The 16390-nt window shown below is 74.9% G+C and carries 12 protein-coding genes; 3 read left to right on the top strand and 9 right to left on the bottom strand.

Annotated features, from left to right (window positions below):
• Positions 1–211: 211 nt before the first annotated feature.
• On the bottom strand, positions 212–1444 hold the full coding sequence (locus tag ACFYNO_RS19865) for a cytochrome P450 (protein ID WP_388013586.1): 1233 nt from the start codon (positions 1442–1444) through the stop codon (positions 212–214).
• Positions 1445–1612: 168 nt separating this feature from the next.
• Here ACFYNO_RS19865 and ACFYNO_RS19860 point away from each other — a divergent pair, with 168 nt between their 5' ends.
• Positions 1613–2029 carry a hypothetical protein gene (locus ACFYNO_RS19860; protein ID WP_388013584.1) on the top strand — a complete coding sequence of 139 codons (417 nt, stop codon included), beginning with the start codon at positions 1613–1615 and terminating at the stop codon, positions 2027–2029.
• A gap of 13 nt (positions 2030–2042) precedes the next feature.
• Here ACFYNO_RS19860 and ACFYNO_RS19855 read toward each other — a convergent pair whose 3' ends face one another.
• The 5 genes from ACFYNO_RS19855 to mfd all read right to left on the bottom strand — a co-directional run bounded on the left by ACFYNO_RS19855 (position 2043) and on the right by mfd (position 8917).
• Positions 2043–3041 carry a MazG family protein gene (locus ACFYNO_RS19855; RefSeq protein ID WP_388013581.1) on the bottom strand — a complete coding sequence of 333 codons (999 nt, stop codon included), beginning with the start codon at positions 3039–3041 and terminating at the stop codon, positions 2043–2045.
• 25 nt (positions 3042–3066) lie between these two features.
• On the bottom strand, positions 3067–3672 hold the full coding sequence (locus tag ACFYNO_RS19850; protein ID WP_388013578.1) for a hypothetical protein: 606 nt from the start codon (positions 3670–3672) through the stop codon (positions 3067–3069).
• A 283-nt stretch (positions 3673–3955) separates the two neighbouring features.
• On the bottom strand, positions 3956–4411 hold the full coding sequence (locus ACFYNO_RS19845; protein WP_388013575.1) for a hypothetical protein: 456 nt from the start codon (positions 4409–4411) through the stop codon (positions 3956–3958).
• 56 nt (positions 4412–4467) lie between these two features.
• Entirely contained in the window at positions 4468–5172 is a 705-nt protein-coding gene (locus ACFYNO_RS19840) for a spermidine synthase (RefSeq protein WP_388013572.1), read from the bottom strand.
• Positions 5173–5305: 133 nt separating this feature from the next.
• A complete protein-coding gene (gene mfd / locus ACFYNO_RS19835) occupies positions 5306–8917 on the bottom strand; it encodes a transcription-repair coupling factor (RefSeq protein WP_388013569.1) in 3612 nt (1203 codons plus the stop codon).
• Between the two features lie 566 nt (positions 8918–9483).
• Between mfd and ACFYNO_RS19830 the strand changes: the two genes are divergently transcribed.
• Positions 9484–10758, top strand: a complete 1275-nt coding sequence (locus ACFYNO_RS19830; protein ID WP_388013566.1) for a nucleotide sugar dehydrogenase — start codon at positions 9484–9486, stop codon at positions 10756–10758.
• A gap of 7 nt (positions 10759–10765) precedes the next feature.
• Here the strand turns inward: ACFYNO_RS19830 and ACFYNO_RS19825 are convergent, their stop codons facing one another.
• Positions 10766–11335 (bottom strand): TetR/AcrR family transcriptional regulator, encoded by a 570-nt coding sequence (locus ACFYNO_RS19825; protein ID WP_388013563.1) that lies wholly within the window; start codon positions 11333–11335, stop codon positions 10766–10768.
• 86 nt (positions 11336–11421) lie between these two features.
• Here ACFYNO_RS19825 and ACFYNO_RS19820 point away from each other — a divergent pair, with 86 nt between their 5' ends.
• Positions 11422–12315, top strand: a complete 894-nt coding sequence (locus tag ACFYNO_RS19820; RefSeq protein WP_388013560.1) for an SDR family oxidoreductase — start codon at positions 11422–11424, stop codon at positions 12313–12315.
• Between the two features lie 60 nt (positions 12316–12375).
• Here the strand turns inward: ACFYNO_RS19820 and ACFYNO_RS19815 are convergent, their stop codons facing one another.
• Positions 12376–13674, bottom strand: a complete 1299-nt coding sequence (locus ACFYNO_RS19815; RefSeq protein ID WP_388013557.1) for a hypothetical protein — start codon at positions 13672–13674, stop codon at positions 12376–12378.
• A gap of 153 nt (positions 13675–13827) precedes the next feature.
• Positions 13828–16347, bottom strand: a complete 2520-nt coding sequence (locus tag ACFYNO_RS19810; protein WP_388013554.1) for an SUKH-4 family immunity protein — start codon at positions 16345–16347, stop codon at positions 13828–13830.
• Positions 16348–16390 lie beyond the last annotated feature (43 nt).

The following is a 16390-nucleotide window of genomic DNA, read 5'->3' as shown; positions in this document are numbered from 1 at the left end:
TCCGCGCACGGGGTTCGCTGCCGCGAACTCCACGGAGAGTAGGCAGATCTGCTGAACAATCACAAGCTCATATCGCCGACATCACGTCAGAATTACGGAGCGCGATCGATCGCCCACCTACTGATCAGCTATGTCCGCATTGATCCCCATTCAGATCACTGACTTCCGAGGCTGTCCGACACGCCGTCAGCCGAGCGCCTCCGCCGTCCCATCAGCCCCGCGGGCTCTCAGGTGTGAACGAAACCGGGAGTTGGCGCAGACCGCGCATGATCAGTCCGCCGCGCCACCGCAGCTCCGCCGGGTCGGCTGCCGGGCGCAGATCGGGCAGCCTGGTCAGCAGGGTGGCGAGCGCCAGACGGCCCTCCAGCCGGGCCAGCGGCGCGCCGATGCAGTAGTGGATGCCGTGACCGAAACCCAGGTGCGGGTTGTCCTGCCGGGCCAGCTCCAGGGTGTCCGCTCCGCCGAACCGCGCCGGGTCGCGGTCGGCCGCCGCCAGCACCACCAGCACCGGGTCGCCGACCGGGATGTCCACCCCGCCGATGGTCAGCGGGCTGGTCGCGAACCGCCAGGTGGCCAGCTCCACCGGCCCGTCGTAGCGCAGCAGTTCCTCGACCGCGGTGGCCAGCAGCCCGGTCTCGCCGGCCGCGATCGAGCGTTGCAGCTCCGCCCGTTGCGCGGGGTGGTTCATGAGCGTGTGCAGGCCGTTGCCGATCAGGTTCACGGTGGTCTCGAAGCCCGCGAAGAGCAGGATGAAGGCCATCGCCGCGGCCTCGTTCTCGGTCAGGTGCTCGCCGTGGTCGCTGGCCCGGATCAGACCGGAGATCAGGTCCTCGCCGGGGTCGGCGCGCTTGCGGTGGATCAGCTCCAGCAGGTAGGCCCGCATCTTCTTGACCGCCCGGGCCACCCCGCCGCGCGGGCCGGCGCCGTGCCGGATCATCATCCCGGCCCAGTCGCGGAAGTCGTCCTGGTCCTCGGCCGGCACCCCGAGCAGGTCGCAGATCGCGTAGATCGGCAGCGGGAAGGCGAACTCGTGGATCAGGTCGGCCGTGCCACGGGCCGCGAAGGAGTCGATCAGCCGGTCGGTCAGCAGCTGCACCTGCGGCTCGAACTCGGCCACCCGGCGCGGGGTGAACGCCTTGGAGACCAGCCGCCGCAGCCGGGTGTGGTCCGGCGGGTCGATGTTCAGCAGATGGGTCATCAGGTCCGCCTGCCGCTCCCCCGGGATGCCGACCCGCCCGGTGCGGTGCGCCTGCTCGCTGTGGTGCGCCGGGTTCTTGGAGAGCCGGGCGTCCGCGAGCGCCTGGCGCGCGTCGGCGTACCGGGTCACCAGCCAGGCGTCGACCCCGCTCGGGAGCGTGGTGCGGTGCACCGGCGCGTGCTTCCTGAGCCAGGCGTACGCCGGGTAGGGATCGGCGGCGAACTCCCAGGTGAACAGGGGTGGCATGGACTCAGTCGGCGATGCGGGCATGTCTTGACGGTATCCGTTGGCCGCGGTGAGTGAGTCTGGTCACCTGACGGGTAATCCCTGTTGCGGAGGGTCAGCCGAAGCCTACGATCCTCCGATACGAACGGTGGGCGCCAGTGCGGTGTCGCCCCCAGGGAGGAGCAGGCCATGCGAGTAGCCGGTCAAGTGGTGGTCATCGCGGTGCTCGACGGCGGCGACGGCGACGGCCCGGCCCGGCGGTTCACCGCTGCCGGAGCCGTCGGGCTGCTCCTGGCCGACCCCCGCCCGGGCGTGGCCGAGGACCTGGCCGCCGCGCTGGACCGCACCGGCTGCCCGGTGGTCGGGGTCTGCTCCGACATCCACCAGCCCAGCGACATCGCCGCCCTGGTCTCCACCGCCGAGAAGCACCTCGGCCCGATCGACCTGTTCTGCGTGGCCGGACCGGACGGCGAGCGGATCGTGGCGCTGGACGAGCTGCCCGGCGACCTGGACCGGCTGGCCGAGCTGCTGGACCCGCTGAGCACCGCGATCGGCGAGGTGGTCCCGGCCCAGCGGGCCGCCGACGCCTCGCTGCCGGCGGCCTGACCCGGTCCCGCTCCTAGGCGGGCAGACCCTCGGCCGCCCGCACCGCCGCACGGTACCCGCGGGCCGCGTGGCGCAGCGCCGCGTCCGGATCCACCCCCGCGTCGTGCGCCCGCTGCACCACGGCGAGCAGCAGCTCGCCGACGCTCGCCTCGGTCAGCTCCCCGGGCAGCGCGTACGGGGCGTCCGCGACCCCGGTGAACCCGGCCCGCCGCACCCGGGAGACCAGCTTGGCCGCGAAGGCCAGCGCCGGCAGCCCGCCCGGCACGCCGTCCAGCACCGACTCCCGGTCGCCCTTCTCGGCCGCCTTCAGCTGCTCCCAGTTCGCCTCCACCTGGTCGGTGGTGTCGGCGTCGGAGTCGCCGAAGACGTGCGGGTGGCGGTAGATCAGCTTGTCCACGATGTCGCCGGCCACCTCGTCGATGGAGAACGGGTCCTCGGCGTCCTCCTGGGCGATCCGGGAGTGGAAGAAGACCTGCAGCAGCACGTCGCCCAACTCCTCGCGCAGCGTCGCCCGGTCGCCCTCCTCGATCGCCTCGACCAGCTCGAAGGCCTCCTCCACCAGGTACTTCACCAGCGAGGCGTGGGTCTGTTCGGCGTCCCACGGGCAGCCGCCGGGGGAGCGCAGCCGGTCCATCACCGCGACCAGGTCGAGCAGCCGCGCGCCGGGCAGGTCGTAGGAGCCGGGCAGCACCTCGATCTCCGGCGCCCGCCCCGCCTCCTCCACCGCGATCCGGGCCAGCGCCCCGGTCAGCCCCGGGTCGCCGTCCTGGCTGCCCAGGAAGACCGCGGGCGCCCGCTCCACCAGCTGCCGGGCCAGCGCGGGCGCGCTGCCGCGCTCCAACTGCTCCACGGCCACCCCGGCCTGGGCCAGCGCGGCCAGCTGCGGGTGCGCGGGGTCGGCCGCCAGCACCACGGGCGCGGCGTGCAGCGCCTGCCAGGCCGGCCAGCTGAGCAGGCCGGGGGCGATGCGGTGGGTGGTGGTCAGCAGGGTGAGCTTCGAGGTCGTCTCCACACCTCGAAACCTACCCCCGCGGTCGCTACGCGGCGGCGCCGGACTGCGGCAGCCAGGGCTCGCTCGGGCCGTCCAGCACCGCCTGGGCCGGGTCCCAGCTGCCGTAGCGCGGGTTGACGGTCACCTTCAGCTCGTTGGAGGCCTCGGTCAGCAGCTGGTGGACCGCCTTGTTGCCGTCCGCCGTGCCCAGCTGCTGGCCGTTCATCGCGGCCAGCTTCTGCAGGCCCAGCTGCTCGCGGTAGAAGGAGTCGATCTCCTTGGCCGGCACGGCGTGCTTGAGCAGCAGCATCTGCTCCAGGCCCTGCTCGCCGCCCCAGGCCGCCGTCTGCTCGTCGCGCAGCCGGCCCACCTCGGAGTCGGTGACGGCCAGCCCGTGGTCGTCCAGGGCGTGCGCGACCACCTGGTCGAAGACCATCCCGGACACCGTGGCCCCGACCAGCCCGGCCTGCTCCTGGTACTGACCGGCCGGCAGCTGCGCCGCCTGCGTCCGGAACTCGGCCACCCGCGCCTCGACCGCCGCGATGGTGATCTTGTCCGGACCGATCAGTGCCGCGGCCCCGGGCCGCGGCGGCTGGCTCCCGCAGGCGCTGAGCGCCAGCGCGGCCACCACCGCCCCGAGGACGGGGATCACGCGGCGGACGCGAACGGAGCGGACGGAGCTGCTGCGGATCACGCGAAGCCTCCCGGACGGGGCAGCGGCGGGCAAGTGGCCGTGTCGAGTCACGAGAATAGGGAGCGCCCGTCCCATTGCCCAGACGTCGTACCGAACACATCACCCGTACAGCCGAATTGTCGTCCCATCAGCTGGGTCCGGACCCTCTCGTGCGGCAGGCCGCCGCCACCCCGGGCGGGCGGGCGCACCGTGCCCGATCCTCTCGGCGAGCCGGTGGCCGCCGCCGATCAACCGCTCCGGGTCACCGCCGGTCGCTCCCGGCCTGCCGGCGCGGCAGTTCGGCGAGCTGCTGCAGGTCGTCGGCCGGGGCGGGCGGGGGGAGGTACGGCGTCGGCATCGGTGCCGGCTTCATCGCCGGCGTGTGGGCGTCCCAGGCGGCGCGGCGGTTCATCAGCAGGAAGTGCAGTGGCGCCCCGAGCATCATCAGCAGCATCAGGCCCACGCCCAGGTGGTTCGCCACCCCGCCGTTGCTGCCCGGATCGGTGATCGCGGCCGAGACCACCAGGGCCAGCTCCAGCACCACCGCCGCCACCGCGCCGGCCAGGTCCGCCCGGGTCCGGCGGCGGACGGCCAGCAGGACGGCGGGCAGGAAGCCGAGCAGACCCGCCGTCAGGAACGCCACCAGGCAGAGCACCGTGGCCGGGCCCGCGCCGAGCCGCCCGGGCGGCCGCCGCGGGCACGGCGGTTGATACGTCATCGGCGTGCTCCCCCAGGCGGCGCGTCAGTTCGACGGGGCCACCGTACCGCCCGGCGCTACGCCGGTCGGCGTCCGAGGTGCACCACGTCCGGGACACCGCGGCTCACCGGGACCTCCACACTGTGCACCTGCGCGAACCCGGCGGTGCGCAGCGCCGCCTCGAAGGCGGCGGAGGGCCGGGCGCTCCAGACGGCGAGGACGCCGCCGGGGTGCAGGCAGGCCATCGCGGCGGCGAGGCCGGCCGGGCCGTAGAGGCCGTCGTTGGAGTCGGTGACGGTCCAGTCCGGGCCGTTGTCGATGTCCAGGCAGAGCGCGTCGTAGCGGTCGCCGGTGCCGGCCAGGTAGGCGACCAGGTCCAGCTCGCGGACCGCCACCCGGGGATCGGCCAGCGCCGGGCCGGAGATCGCGGCGAGCGGGCCGGTGCGATGCCAGTCGATGATCGCGGGCTCCCGCTCGGCCACGGTGATCGCACCCCACCGCGGCTCGGCGGCGGCGTGCGCCAGCGAGAAGCCCACCCCGAGCCCGCCGATCAGCACGGACGGGCGCCCGGCCGGCAGCATCGCCAGCGCGGCGTCGATCAGCAGCCGCTCGGACCGGCCGTCGGCGGTGTCCATCAGGAAGCACCCGTTGGCGATGATCTCGTGGTCCGCCCCGCGCCGCCGCAGCACCACCTCCCCGAACGGCCCCTCCCGCCGGTCGAGCACCACGGGCTCCCCGTCCTGGTCCCTGCTCGGCAGCACACTCGGCGACTCGGGGGTCATGCGGCGGGGCACCTTTCGTTCGGGGCGGAAGGATCGGGCGGAAGATCTCACGGTAGCGCCCCAGCACCTTGTGCACGCCGGGACGGGCGCGGGCACCCCCTCCGCGCCCGTCCCGTCCCGGAGCCGGAGCCCGTTACTTCTTCGCCGCCGCCAGCTCCTCGAACATGGTGGAGAGGAAGGTCCCGCACCAGGCCAGCAGTTCCCGCCCGACCACCGGCTTGCCACCGATCCGCGCCGTGGTCGGCCGCGGCACCAGCAGCTGCGAGGTGGCCGCCTTCACCTGGCTGCGCGGGTAGAGCCGGTTGAGCCGCAGCGTCTGCGACTCCCGCAGCTCCACCGGCCCGAACCGCACCACGTTGCCCTGCAGCGTGATGTCCGCGATCCCGCACCGCCGCGCGTACAGCCGCAGCGCGGCCACCAGCAGCAGGTTCTCCACCGGCTCCGGCAGCTTCCCGTAACGGTCCGTCAGCTCGGCCCGCACCTGCTCGATGTCGTCCTCCGAGTTGACCGCCGCGATCGAGCGGTAGGCCTGCAGCCGCAGCCGCTCGCCGGGTGCGTAGTCGTGCGGCACGTGGGCGTCCACGGGCAGCTCGATCTTCACCTCCAGCGGCTCCTCCTCCGGCTGCCCGCCCGCCTCCAGCGACTCGCGGAACTCGGCCACCGCCTCCCCGACCATCCGCATGTAGAGGTCGAAGCCGACGCCCGCGATGTGCCCGGACTGCTCGCCGCCGAGCAGGTTGCCGGCGCCGCGGATCTCCAGGTCCTTCATCGCCACGTACATGCCCGCGCCCATCTCGGTGTGCTGGGCGATGGTGGCCAGCCGCTCGTGGGCGGTCTCGGTCAGCGGCTTCTCCGGCGGGTAGAGCATGTAGGCGTAGCCGCGCTCGCGGCCGCGCCCGACCCGGCCGCGCAGCTGGTGCAGCTGGGAGAGGCCGAAGGTGTCGCCGCGCTCCACGATCAGGGTGTTGGCGTTGGAGATGTCGATGCCCGACTCCACGATCGTGGTGGAGACCAGGACGTCGAACTCCTTCTCCCAGAAGTCCACCACCACCTTCTCCAGCTGGGTCTCCCCCATCTGCCCGTGCGCGGTGGCGACCCGGGCCTCCGGCACCAGGTCCTTCAGCCGGGCGGCCGCCTTGTCGATCGACTCCACCCGGTTGTGGATGTAGAAGACCTGGCCCTCGCGGAGCAGTTCGCGCCGGATCGCCGCCGAGATCTGCTTCTCGTCGTACGGTCCGACGAAGGTCAGCACCGGGTGCCGCTCCTCCGGCGGGGTGGTGATGGTGGACATCTCCCGGATGCCGGTGACGGCCATCTCCAGGGTTCGCGGAATCGGGGTGGCGGACATGGTCAGCACGTCCACGTTGGCCCGCAGCTTCTTCAGCTGCTCCTTGTGCTCGACGCCGAACCGCTGCTCCTCGTCCACGATCACCAGGCCCAGGTCCTTGAACCTGGTCTCGGAGGAGAACAGCCGGTGGGTGCCGATCACCACGTCCACCGAGCCGTCGAAGAGCCCCTCCAGCACGGCCTTGGCCTCGCTGTCGGTCTGGAACCGGGAGAGCGCCTTCACCACCACCGGGAAGTTGGCGTACCGCTCGGCGAAGGTGGAGAAGTGCTGCTGCACCAGCAGCGTGGTCGGCACCAGGACCGCCACCTGCTTGCCGTCCTGCACCGCCTTGAAGGCCGCCCGCACCGCGATCTCGGTCTTGCCGTAGCCCACGTCGCCGCAGATCAGCCGGTCCATCGGGACCGACTTCTCCATGTCGGACTTCACCTCGGCGATGGTGGTCAGCTGGTCCGGCGTCTCCGCGTACGGGAAGGCGTCCTCCAGCTCCCGCTGCCAGGGCGTGTCCGGGCCGAACGAGTGGCCGGGGGCCGCCATCCGGGCGCTGTACAGCTTGATCAGGTCGGCGGCGATCTCCTTGACCGCCTTCTTGGCCCGCTGCTTGGTCTTCGCCCAGTCCGCGCCGCCGAGCCGGTGCAGCGTCGGGGCCTCGCCGCCGACGTACTTGGTCACCTGGTCCAGCTGGTCGGTCGGCACGAAGAGCCGGTCGCCGGGGTGCCCGCGCTTGGCCGGCGCGTACTCCAGCACCAGGTACTCGCGGGTGGCGCCCTGCACGGTGCGCTGCACCATCTCCACGTAGCGGCCGACCCCGTGCGCCTCGTGCACCACGTAGTCGCCGGCCGCCAGGGCCAGCGGGTCGATCGCGTTGCGCCGCCGGGACGGCATCCGGCGCATGTCCTTGGTGGAGGAGCGCTGGCCGGACAGGTCGGTCTCGGTGATCACGGTGAGCTTCAGGGCCTCGTCCACGAAGCCGTGCTCGATCGAGCCGCAGGAGACGTAGACCACGTCCCGGGTGGGCGCCTCGGTCAGCTCGGGCACCAGCCGGGCCGGAATGCCCTCGTTGCCCAGCACCTCGGCCAGCCGGGAGGCCGGGCCCTGGCCCTCCGTCACCATGACGACCCGCCAGTCGGCGGCCAGCCGCTCCTTGGCGTCCGCGATCGCCCGCGCGGTGTCGCCGCGGTAGGCCTCGACGGCGTGCATGCCCAGGGTGGCGGTGTGGGAGTCGAACTCCAGCAGCGAGCCGACCGCCGCCTCCCCCGCCGCGAACGGGCTGACGGACCACCAGGGCAGCCCGATCGCCTGCGCGTGCTCGCGCACCTCGGCCAGCGAGCGCAGCGAGGCGGCGGAGACGTCGATCTGCTCCACGTCGATCGGCCGCTCGCCGCCGGAGGCGGCCGCCACCCAGGAGGCGTGCAGGAACTCCTGGCTGGTGGCCACCAGGTCGGCGGCCCGGGTGCGGACCCGCTCCGGATCGCAGACCACGGCGACCGAGCCGGCCGGCAGCACGTCCAGCAGCAGCTCCATGTCGTCCACCAGCACCGGGGCCAGCGACTCCATGCCCTCGACCGCGATGCCCTCGGCGATCCGGTCCAGGATCTCGGCCAGCTCCGGATGGCGCTGCGCCAGCGCGGCCGCCCGCTCCCGCACCTGCTCGGTGAGCAGCAGCTCCCGGCAGGGCGGGGCCCACAGACCGTGCTCGGCGATCTCCAGCGAGCGCTGGTCGGCGACCTTGAAGTAGCGGATCTCCTCGATCTCGTCGCCCCAGAACTCCACCCGCAGCGGGTGCTCCTCGGTGGGCGGGAAGACGTCCAGGATGCCGCCGCGGACCGCGAACTCGCCGCGCTTCTCGACCAGCTCGACCCGGGCGTAGGCGGCCGCGGCGAGCCGGCGGGCGATCTCCTCCAGATCGTGCGAGCCGCCGCGCTGCAGCGCCACCGGCTCCAGCTCGGCCAGCCCCTTGACCTGCGGCTGGAGCACCGAGCGGACCGGCGCGACGACCACCTGCACCGGCCCGGCCGACGGGTCGTCGGCAAGCGGATGAACGATCCGCCGCAGCACCGCCAGCCGGCGGCCGACGGTGTCCGAGCGCGGCGACAGCCGCTCGTGCGGCAGCGTCTCCCAGGCCGGGAACTCGGCCACCGAGTCCGGCGGCAGCAGGGAGCGCAGGCTGGCGGCCAGGTCCTCGGCCTCCCGCCCGGTGGCGGTCACGGCGAGCACCGGCCGGCCGCGTTCGCCGGCCCCGGCGGCCAGCGAACGGGCCAGCGCGGCGACCACGAACGGGCGGGCGGCGGGCGGGCCGACCAGGTCCAGATGGGGGCGGTGACCGCCGGCCGCCGCCTCGATCGCCTCGGCGAGGGCGGCGTCACGGACCACGACGTCGAGCAAACCGGTCAGGCTCATGCGATCTTCTTCGTCCCGTGGGGTCGCAGCGGACGGCCCGCCTGAAGGCACTCGCTCCTGCGGGCGGGCAGCTTGACAGGCCCGGCACGCGCGAGGCAGGGGCCGGGTCAGGCATCCAGCGTACGCCGAGCGCCCGGCCCTGACGCGGCCAGCCACCGGCAACCGCGGCTCCGGACGGCCCCGGCGGGGTCCGCGGGGGCGGCGGCGGGTGCCAGAGCGGTTCCGTCATGCCCACGACCTGCGGTTCGGACGGAACAGCCGATTGTCAAGAAGTGGACACACTCCTGTCACTGGGAATCCATGGACGTCGCGCAGAATAGATCCCGTGCTCGCCGCTCCAACCGTGGGGGATGGCGTGGTGGGCCCAACGCACTCCGATGGGGGTCGGGGTGCGAGGCCGGGCGACCCTGGGTGGGGGCGCCCGCCCGAGCGTCGGGAGTCGGGGCGCCCTGTCCTGGAGGGCGCCCCGGGTCCTGACCACCACCGGACCGCTCGTTCCGGTGATCTTTGGGACCCCGGCAGCCGGATCCCGCTCCGACGGCGCACCCGCTCCCTAGTCTGGCGCCATGCGCGTCGTCATCGCCGGCCAGGGCTACGTGGGCCTCCCGCTCGCCGTCCGCTCCGCCGAAGCCGGTCACCAGGTGATCGGATACGAGATCGACCGGCGCCGGGTCTCCCGGCTGGCCGACGGCGACTCCTACATCGAGGACATCCCGGACACCCGGCTGCGCCCGCTGCTGGCCGCCGGCCGCTACCGCCCCACCTCCGACCCCGCCGCGCTGGCCGGCTTCGACCTCGCGGTGATCACCGTGCCCACCCCGCTGCGCGACGGGGTGCCCGACCTCTCCTACATCGAGGCGGCCGGCGAGGTGCTGGCCGGGCACCTGCGCCCGGGCGCCACGGTGGTGCTGGAGTCCACCACCTACCCGGGCACCACCGAGGAGCTGCTGGCGCCGCTGCTGGAGAAGGGCTCCGGGCTGCGGGCCGGCCCGGACTTCCACCTCGGCTACAGCCCCGAGCGGATCGACCCGGGCAACCCGGTCTGGCGGCTGGAGAACACCCCGAAGGTGGTCTCCGGGATCGACCCGGACTCGCTGCGCGCGGTGGACGGCTTCTACCGGCAGCTGGTGGAGCGCACCGTGCCGGTCTCCTCCTGCAAGGAGGCCGAGCTGACCAAGCTGCTGGAGAACACCTTCCGGCACGTCAACATCGCGCTGGTCAACGAGCTGGCGATGTTCGCCCACGACCTGGGCATCGACATCTGGGAGGCGATCGACGCGGCGGCCAGCAAGCCCTTCGGCTTCCTGCGGTTCGACCCGGGGCCCGGGGTCGGCGGGCACTGCCTGCCGATCGACCCGTCCTTCCTCTCCTGGCGGGTGGAGCGGGCGCTCGGCCGCTCGTTCCGGTTCGTCGAGCTGGCCAACGACGTGAACAGCCACATGCCCGACTACGTGGTCCGCCGGCTCACCGAGGGGCTGAACCAGCGGCGCCGGCCGGTCAACGGCTCCCGGGTGCTGCTGCTCGGGCTGGCCTACAAGAAGAACACCGGCGACGCCCGGGAGACCCCGGCCGCCCGGATCGCCGAGCTGCTGACCCGGATGGGCGCCGAGGTCCGGGCGGCCGATCCGCACGTGCTGCCGGGCGTCCACCTGCCCGGCCAGCGCGGCCCGTTCAGCGGGGTGCACCGAGTGCCGCCGACGCCCGAGGAGCTGGCCGCCGCCGACGCGGTGGTGCTGCTCGCCGACCACGACGACTTCGACTACCCGGCGATCGGCGCGCACGCCCGCTACCTGTTGGACTGCCGGCGGCGGGTCAGCGGCACCGCCGTGGAGGTGCTCTGAGGCCAGGTCAGGCCAGCTCGGCGGCGGCCTCGGCCAGCTCGGCGAGCGCGGCCAGCGCGATCGGGGCGTACTCCCCGTCCTCGGCCGCCGCCCAGCGCCGGTAGCCGAGCGAGAAGGCGAGCACGCCCAGCTCGGCGGCGACCAGCGCCACCGGCCCGGTCAGCCCCCGCCCGCCCAGCGCCCGCCCCAGCGCCCCGGCCAGCACCGCGCGCTTGTAGGCCATCCGCTCCTGCAGCGCGGCGTCCTGCCCGATCACCTGGTTGCGCAGGCCGGCCAGCTCCCGCTGCTCCGGGGTGAAGACGGCGCCGACAGCGGTCAGTGCGGCGCCGACCAGCTCCAGCGGCCCCGCCCCGTCCGGCGCGGCCGCCACGCCGTCCGCCAGCAGGCCGCCGAGCAGCGCCTCGCCGCCGAACAGCACCTCGCGCTTGTCCGCGTAGTGGCGGAAGAAGGTGGCCTTGGTCAGCCCGGCCCGCTCGGCGATCTCCACCACCGTGACGTTCTGGTAGCCGCGCTCGACGAAGAGCTGCAGCGCGGCGCGCTCCAGCCGGGCGGCGGTATCGGGTTCCCATCTGGCCATGTCGGCAACTTTAGCCAGCGGCGCTATGAGACTCAGTCTCATCGGAGGTAGAGTGACGATACTCGGTCTCATCACTGGAGGACCTCATGCGCGTGTTCATCACCGGTGCGTCCGGCTTCATCGGATCCGCGATCGTGCCGCTGCTGCTCGACTCCGGACGCCAGGTGCTGGCGCTGGCCCGCTCCGACGCCTCCGCCGACGCGCTGGCGGCGGCCGGGGCCCAGGTGCTGCGCGGCGACCTGACCGACCCGGACCTGCTCCGGGAGGGCGCCGCCGGGTCGGACGGCGTCATCCACCTCGCCTTCAATCACGACTTCTCGCGCTTCGCCGACTCCGCCAAGGAGGAGCGGGCCGCCTTCGAGGCCTACGGCGAGGCGCTGGCCGGCACCGGCCGGCCGCTGCTCTTCGCCTCCGGGCTGCTCGGCCTGACCCCGGGCCGGGTCGCCACCGAGGAGGACACCCTCGGCTCGATGGCCAACCCGCGCGCCCAGGCCCTGCAGTACGCGACCGAGCTCGCCGACCGCGGGGTGCGCACCATTCAGCTCCGGCTCGCCCCCTCGGTGCACGACGACTCGCTGCCCGGCTTCCTCGGCTACCTGGTCGAGACCGCCCGCCGCACCGGCACGGCCGGCTACCTCGGCGACGGCTCGGCCCGCTGGCCCGCCGTGCACCGCCTGGACGTCGCCGACCTCGTGCTGCGCGCCCTGGACCGGGCTCCGGCGGGCAGCGTGCTGCACGCCGTCGCCGAGCAGGGCATCAGCCAGCGCGAGATCGCCGAGGGCATCGCGGCCGGCCTCGGGCTGCCGCTGCGCGAGGTCCCGGCCGAGCAGGCCGCCGACCACTTCGGCTGGCTGGCGCCGATGGTCGCCCCCGACACCCGGGCCGACGCCGCCCGGACCCGCGCCCTGCTCGACTGGGCGCCCAGCCACCCCGGCCTGCTGGCCGACCTGCGCGAGGGCCTGCGCCGCAGCGCGGGCTGAGGCAATGCCGGAGGGGGCGGCGGGATCACTCCCGCCGCCCCCTCCGCGGAGCCGGCGCCGTCAGGTGCGGCGGCGGCCCACCGTGTTGGGCAGGCTGTCCAGCGTGCTGCCGTCGTCGATGATCACGATCTTGGGGATGATCGCCGTCTCGTCCTCCGGGGCCAGCGGCGGCAGCGCCGGCGGGGCGGCCGGGCGCGGCGGGACGGGCGGCTGGGCCGGCTCGGCGCCCATCGCCCGGCGCGGGTCCTCGGCGGCCGGCTTGCGGAAGTCCGCGGGCAGCCGCAGCACGGTGGTCGGCGCGTCGGCGGAGACCGGACGGGGCAGCTCGCCGGTCTCGGCCTCGGAGCCGGTGGCGGCGGGCAGCTCGGCGGTGGCGGTCATGTCGGCCGACTGGGCCGGAGCCGGGGCGGCGTCCGCCGGGGCCTGGTCCGCGGGGGTCAGGTCCGCCGGCATCAGCGCGGCCAGCTCGCCGGGCTCGATCATGCCGACGGCCTTGCCGGTGAGCGAGGCCAGGGTGCCCTTGATGTGGTCCAGGTGGGTCTGCACGGTGGCCAGCCGCTCGTCGAAGGCGGCCCGCTCCTCGGCGCTCTCGGTGTGGATCCGCTCGGCCTCCCGGCGGGCCTGCTCGACCAGCTTGTCGGCCCGCGCCTGGGCGTCGGTGTCGATCTGCTTGACCAGGCCGATCACCGACTCGCGGTGCTGCTCGGCCTCCCGCAGCCGGCCCTCGGCGGCCACCGAGGTCTTGGCGTCGGCCGCCTGGGCGGCGCCCTCCTCGGCCGCGAAACGCTCGTCGGCCTCGCGGCGCAGCTCGGCCAGCTTGGCCTCGGCCCGCTCCCCCGCCTCGGCGGCGGCCACCCGGATCTTGGCGGCCTCGGCGGTGGCGGTGTCGCGGATCGTCCGGGCGTCCCGGTCGGCCTCGCCACGCAGCCGCTCGGCCTCTGCCCGGGTCCGCTCGTCGATGCGGCGGGCGGCCTGGTCGGCCTCGGCGCGGGTGGCGGTCGCGTACTGGTCGGCCGCCTGCTGCGCCTCCTGGCCCGCCTGGTAGGTGGCGTCCCGGGTGTCCTCGGAGAACCGCTCGGCCTTGTCGCGGATCTGCCGGGCCTCGTTCTCGGCGATCGCCATCAGGTCGCCGGCCTGGTCACTGAGCGTGGTGTAGTCCGGCTCCGGCGCCTCGGCCGCGGCCTGCCGGGCGGCGGCCAGCGCGTTCTCCAGGTCGCGGATCTGCGAGCCGAGCACGCTGAGCCGCTGCCACGCCTCGTCGCGCTGTCCGGTCAGCGCGGCCAGCGCGCGGTCGACCTGCTCCGGCGCGTAGCCGCGCCGGGCCTGGGTGAAGCCGTACGACGGGAGGGCGTCGCTCATGTCCTGGTCCCCTCAGTGGCGGGCTGGTGCGGCACGTGTTCTTGCCTGTCCTCTTGACCTATTTTGCGCAGATCATTTGGAAAGCCCAAGGAAGCGACACTGCCGGCCGGAGTGCACCCTGGGTGACACTCCGGCCCCGGCCGCTCCTCGCGGCTACAGCAGGCCGTCCCAGAACTGCTCCAGGAGGACCGCCCACCAGGTGTCCGGCGCCTGGAGGGCCGCCGGGTCGATCGCGGCCAGCTCACCCTGGAAGTCGGTGGTCCAGCGCCCGGCCTGATCGGGGGTCAGACCGTAGCGCAGCGGCCACATCCGACCGAGCAGGGCGAGCGACCGGACGAACTCCGGCACGCCGGTGTTGACGAACCGGGGCGGCTCCCCGGTTCCTTCCAGATCGATCGCGACCACGGCGGCTGTGCCGTACTGCACACAGAGTTGCCGACCGTAGTCGTTGCCGAGCACCAGGTAGCCGCCCGCGTCCGGGGCGGAGCTGCGGCCCCGCTCGGCGGCCAGCTCGGCCAGCGTCGGGATCGGCCGGTTCTCCGGGACGTGCGCCCAGAAGAACGGCCCGAAGCTGGTCGGCAGGCCGGCCCAGACCAGGGTCTGCGCCACCGGCTCCGGCACCCCCTGCCGGTTCACCGCGCGCTGCTCGTAGCGGAACACCGCCGGGCCGAAGCACTGCGCCAGCTCGGCCGCCAGCTGCTGCGGCGGCACCGGCGGGCGCACCGGCACGGTGCCGGGGACGGGCAGCGGGGCCCGCACCGGGCGCGGGCGGCGCGGACCGCCGGCCAGCTGGTGCAGCTCGTCCAGGTGGTTCAGCAGGTGCGCCATGCCGGACTGCCGGGAGGCCTGGTCGCGGCCGTAGGCGGCGGTGTTGGTGATCCGCACGTTCGGCCAGGAGGCGGCCACCAGCCGGCGGCAGTAGCCGCCCGGCAGGTCGCAGGACTCCAGCTCGGTGTGCAGCTCCAGCACCTGCTCGGCGGGCACGCCGAGCCGGCGCAGCTCCTGGAGGATCCGCCACTCCGGGTGCGGGGTGCCGGGCTCGCTGCGGAACATCACCTTCTGCTCGGAGCCGTCGGGCGCCCGGTAGCTGAGCACCGCCAGGTAGCCGGGGCCCACCGTGGGCACCCCGGGCGGCACCGGCGCGCCCTGCGGCGGCAGGCCGGGCACCGGCGCGGCGGCACCGGGCAGCCCGCCCTGCGCGGGGCGCGGCGGGGCCACCGCCTTGCTGGTGGCCGCGTCGGCCAGGTCGGCGGCGCCCGGAGCAGACGGCGCGGGGGCCGGGGCGGCCTGGGCCTGCGGCACCGGCGCCGGGGTGGAGGCCTTGGCACCGAGCAGCCCGGACGGCGGGGGCGGCGGCGGGGTGCTCGCCGCACCGCGGCCGCCACCCGAGGCGTGCGGGGTGCTCGGGCCGCCGGAGCCGCGCAGCGCGGGCGGCGGCGGGGGCGGCGGGGCGGCCTCGCCGCGGCCGCGGCCGGCGGCCGGCGGCGTGGCCGGACCGGGCGCGCCGGGCAGGCCCATCAGACCGGGCGGGCCGTCGGTCGCCAGCATGGTGGGCGCGTACTCCACGGCCGGCGGGCCGGGCGGGGTCGGCGCACCGGGCGCCTCGCTCGCCAGCATGGTCGGCGCCTGCTCCACCGAGGGCGGGGTGGGCGGGGTGGCCGGGCCGGGCGCGCCGGGCAGGCCCATCAGACCGGGCGGGCCGTCGGTCGCCAGCACGGTCGGGGCGTAGCCGCCGACCGGAGCCGGCGGGCCGGGCCGGGCCGGCGGCGCCGGCTCGGGAACGGGCGCGGGCGCGGGAACGGGTGCGGGCGCGGGTGCGGGCGCGGGCTGCGCCGGGGGCTGCTGCCGGCTGGGCGGGGGCATCCGGACGGTGCGGGCCTCCGGCGGGGTGGTCGGGGCCTGCTCCTCCTCGCCGTGCTCGTCGCCCTCCCAGCCGGGCGGGGCGAGCAGGGTCGGCGCGTCACCGGCCGGGCGGTCGGAGACCGGCGGGGTGCTCAGCCGGGCCGGCGCGGGCTGCTGCTGCGGCTGCGGAGCCGGCTGCGCCTCGAGGTGGTCCTGGAACTCCTGCGGCGTGCTCGCCCGCACGCCGTCGGGCGCCGGCGGCTGCCCGTGCGGCGGGACCGCCGGGGCCTGGGCCGGGGCATACGGCGCCTGCGCGGCGTAGGGGGGCGGCGGCGGGCCGGCGGGCGCCCACGGCGCGTCGGCCGGCGGCTCCTCGGCCTTCGGCGCGTCAGCTCGCGGAGCGTCAGCCTTCGGGGCGTCAGCCGGGCCGGCCGTGCCCAGCTTCGCGGCCTCGGCCGCGATCGCCGCCTCCCCCGCCTCCTGCATCCACTGCGGCGGGCTGAGCAGGAAGGAGGTGGCCTCCACCGGCCCGGGCAGCGGCTTGTTCAGCCCGTTGGCGCTGCCGCTCACCGGCCGCCCGTAGGCCTCCTGGTAGCAGCGCACCACGTCGTTGACCGGCAGCGCCGGCCAGAGCGAGCTGGCCCCGCTGTCCCGGGCGATCACCAGCTTGGCCGCCCCGCCGTCCGAGGAGGGGCCGCCGGCCCGGTCCTCGGCCCAGCAGACGAAGCCCAGGTCGAACTCCCGGACCCGCACCTCGCGCTGCTGGAACGGCGGCACCCCGCCGTTGATCCACTCCGTCGCCAGGTCCTGCGCCTGCGCGTACGTCACCATGCCAGGACCGCCTTCGCCATCGACACCGTCACTGCTCCCCCGT

Source organism: Kitasatospora sp. NPDC006697, assembly GCF_042869935.1.
In the GTDB taxonomy this organism is placed as follows: domain Bacteria; phylum Actinomycetota; class Actinomycetes; order Streptomycetales; family Streptomycetaceae; genus Kitasatospora.
This window is presented reverse-complemented; position numbering and strand designations above follow the sequence as displayed.

Excerpts from the sequence above, each read along its gene's own strand:
- ACFYNO_RS19815 (WP_388013557.1), bottom strand. The coding sequence starts at position 13,674 with ATGAGCGACGCCCTCCCGTCGTACGGCTTCACCCAGGCCCGGCGCGGC.
- ACFYNO_RS19845 (WP_388013575.1), bottom strand. The coding sequence starts at position 4,411 with ATGACGTATCAACCGCCGTGCCCGCGGCGGCCGCCCGGGCGGCTCGGC.
- mfd (WP_388013569.1), bottom strand. The coding sequence starts at position 8,917 with ATGAGCCTGACCGGTTTGCTCGACGTCGTGGTCCGTGACGCCGCCCTC.
- ACFYNO_RS19825 (WP_388013563.1), bottom strand. The coding sequence starts at position 11,335 with ATGGCCAGATGGGAACCCGATACCGCCGCCCGGCTGGAGCGCGCCGCG.
- ACFYNO_RS19810 (WP_388013554.1), bottom strand. The coding sequence starts at position 16,347 with ATGGTGACGTACGCGCAGGCGCAGGACCTGGCGACGGAGTGGATCAAC.
- ACFYNO_RS19865 (WP_388013586.1), bottom strand. The coding sequence starts at position 1,444 with ATGCCACCCCTGTTCACCTGGGAGTTCGCCGCCGATCCCTACCCGGCG.
- ACFYNO_RS19820 (WP_388013560.1), top strand. The coding sequence starts at position 11,422 with ATGCGCGTGTTCATCACCGGTGCGTCCGGCTTCATCGGATCCGCGATC.
- ACFYNO_RS19840 (WP_388013572.1), bottom strand. The coding sequence starts at position 5,172 with ATGACCCCCGAGTCGCCGAGTGTGCTGCCGAGCAGGGACCAGGACGGG.
- ACFYNO_RS19860 (WP_388013584.1), top strand. The coding sequence starts at position 1,613 with ATGCGAGTAGCCGGTCAAGTGGTGGTCATCGCGGTGCTCGACGGCGGC.
- ACFYNO_RS19830 (WP_388013566.1), top strand. The coding sequence starts at position 9,484 with ATGCGCGTCGTCATCGCCGGCCAGGGCTACGTGGGCCTCCCGCTCGCC.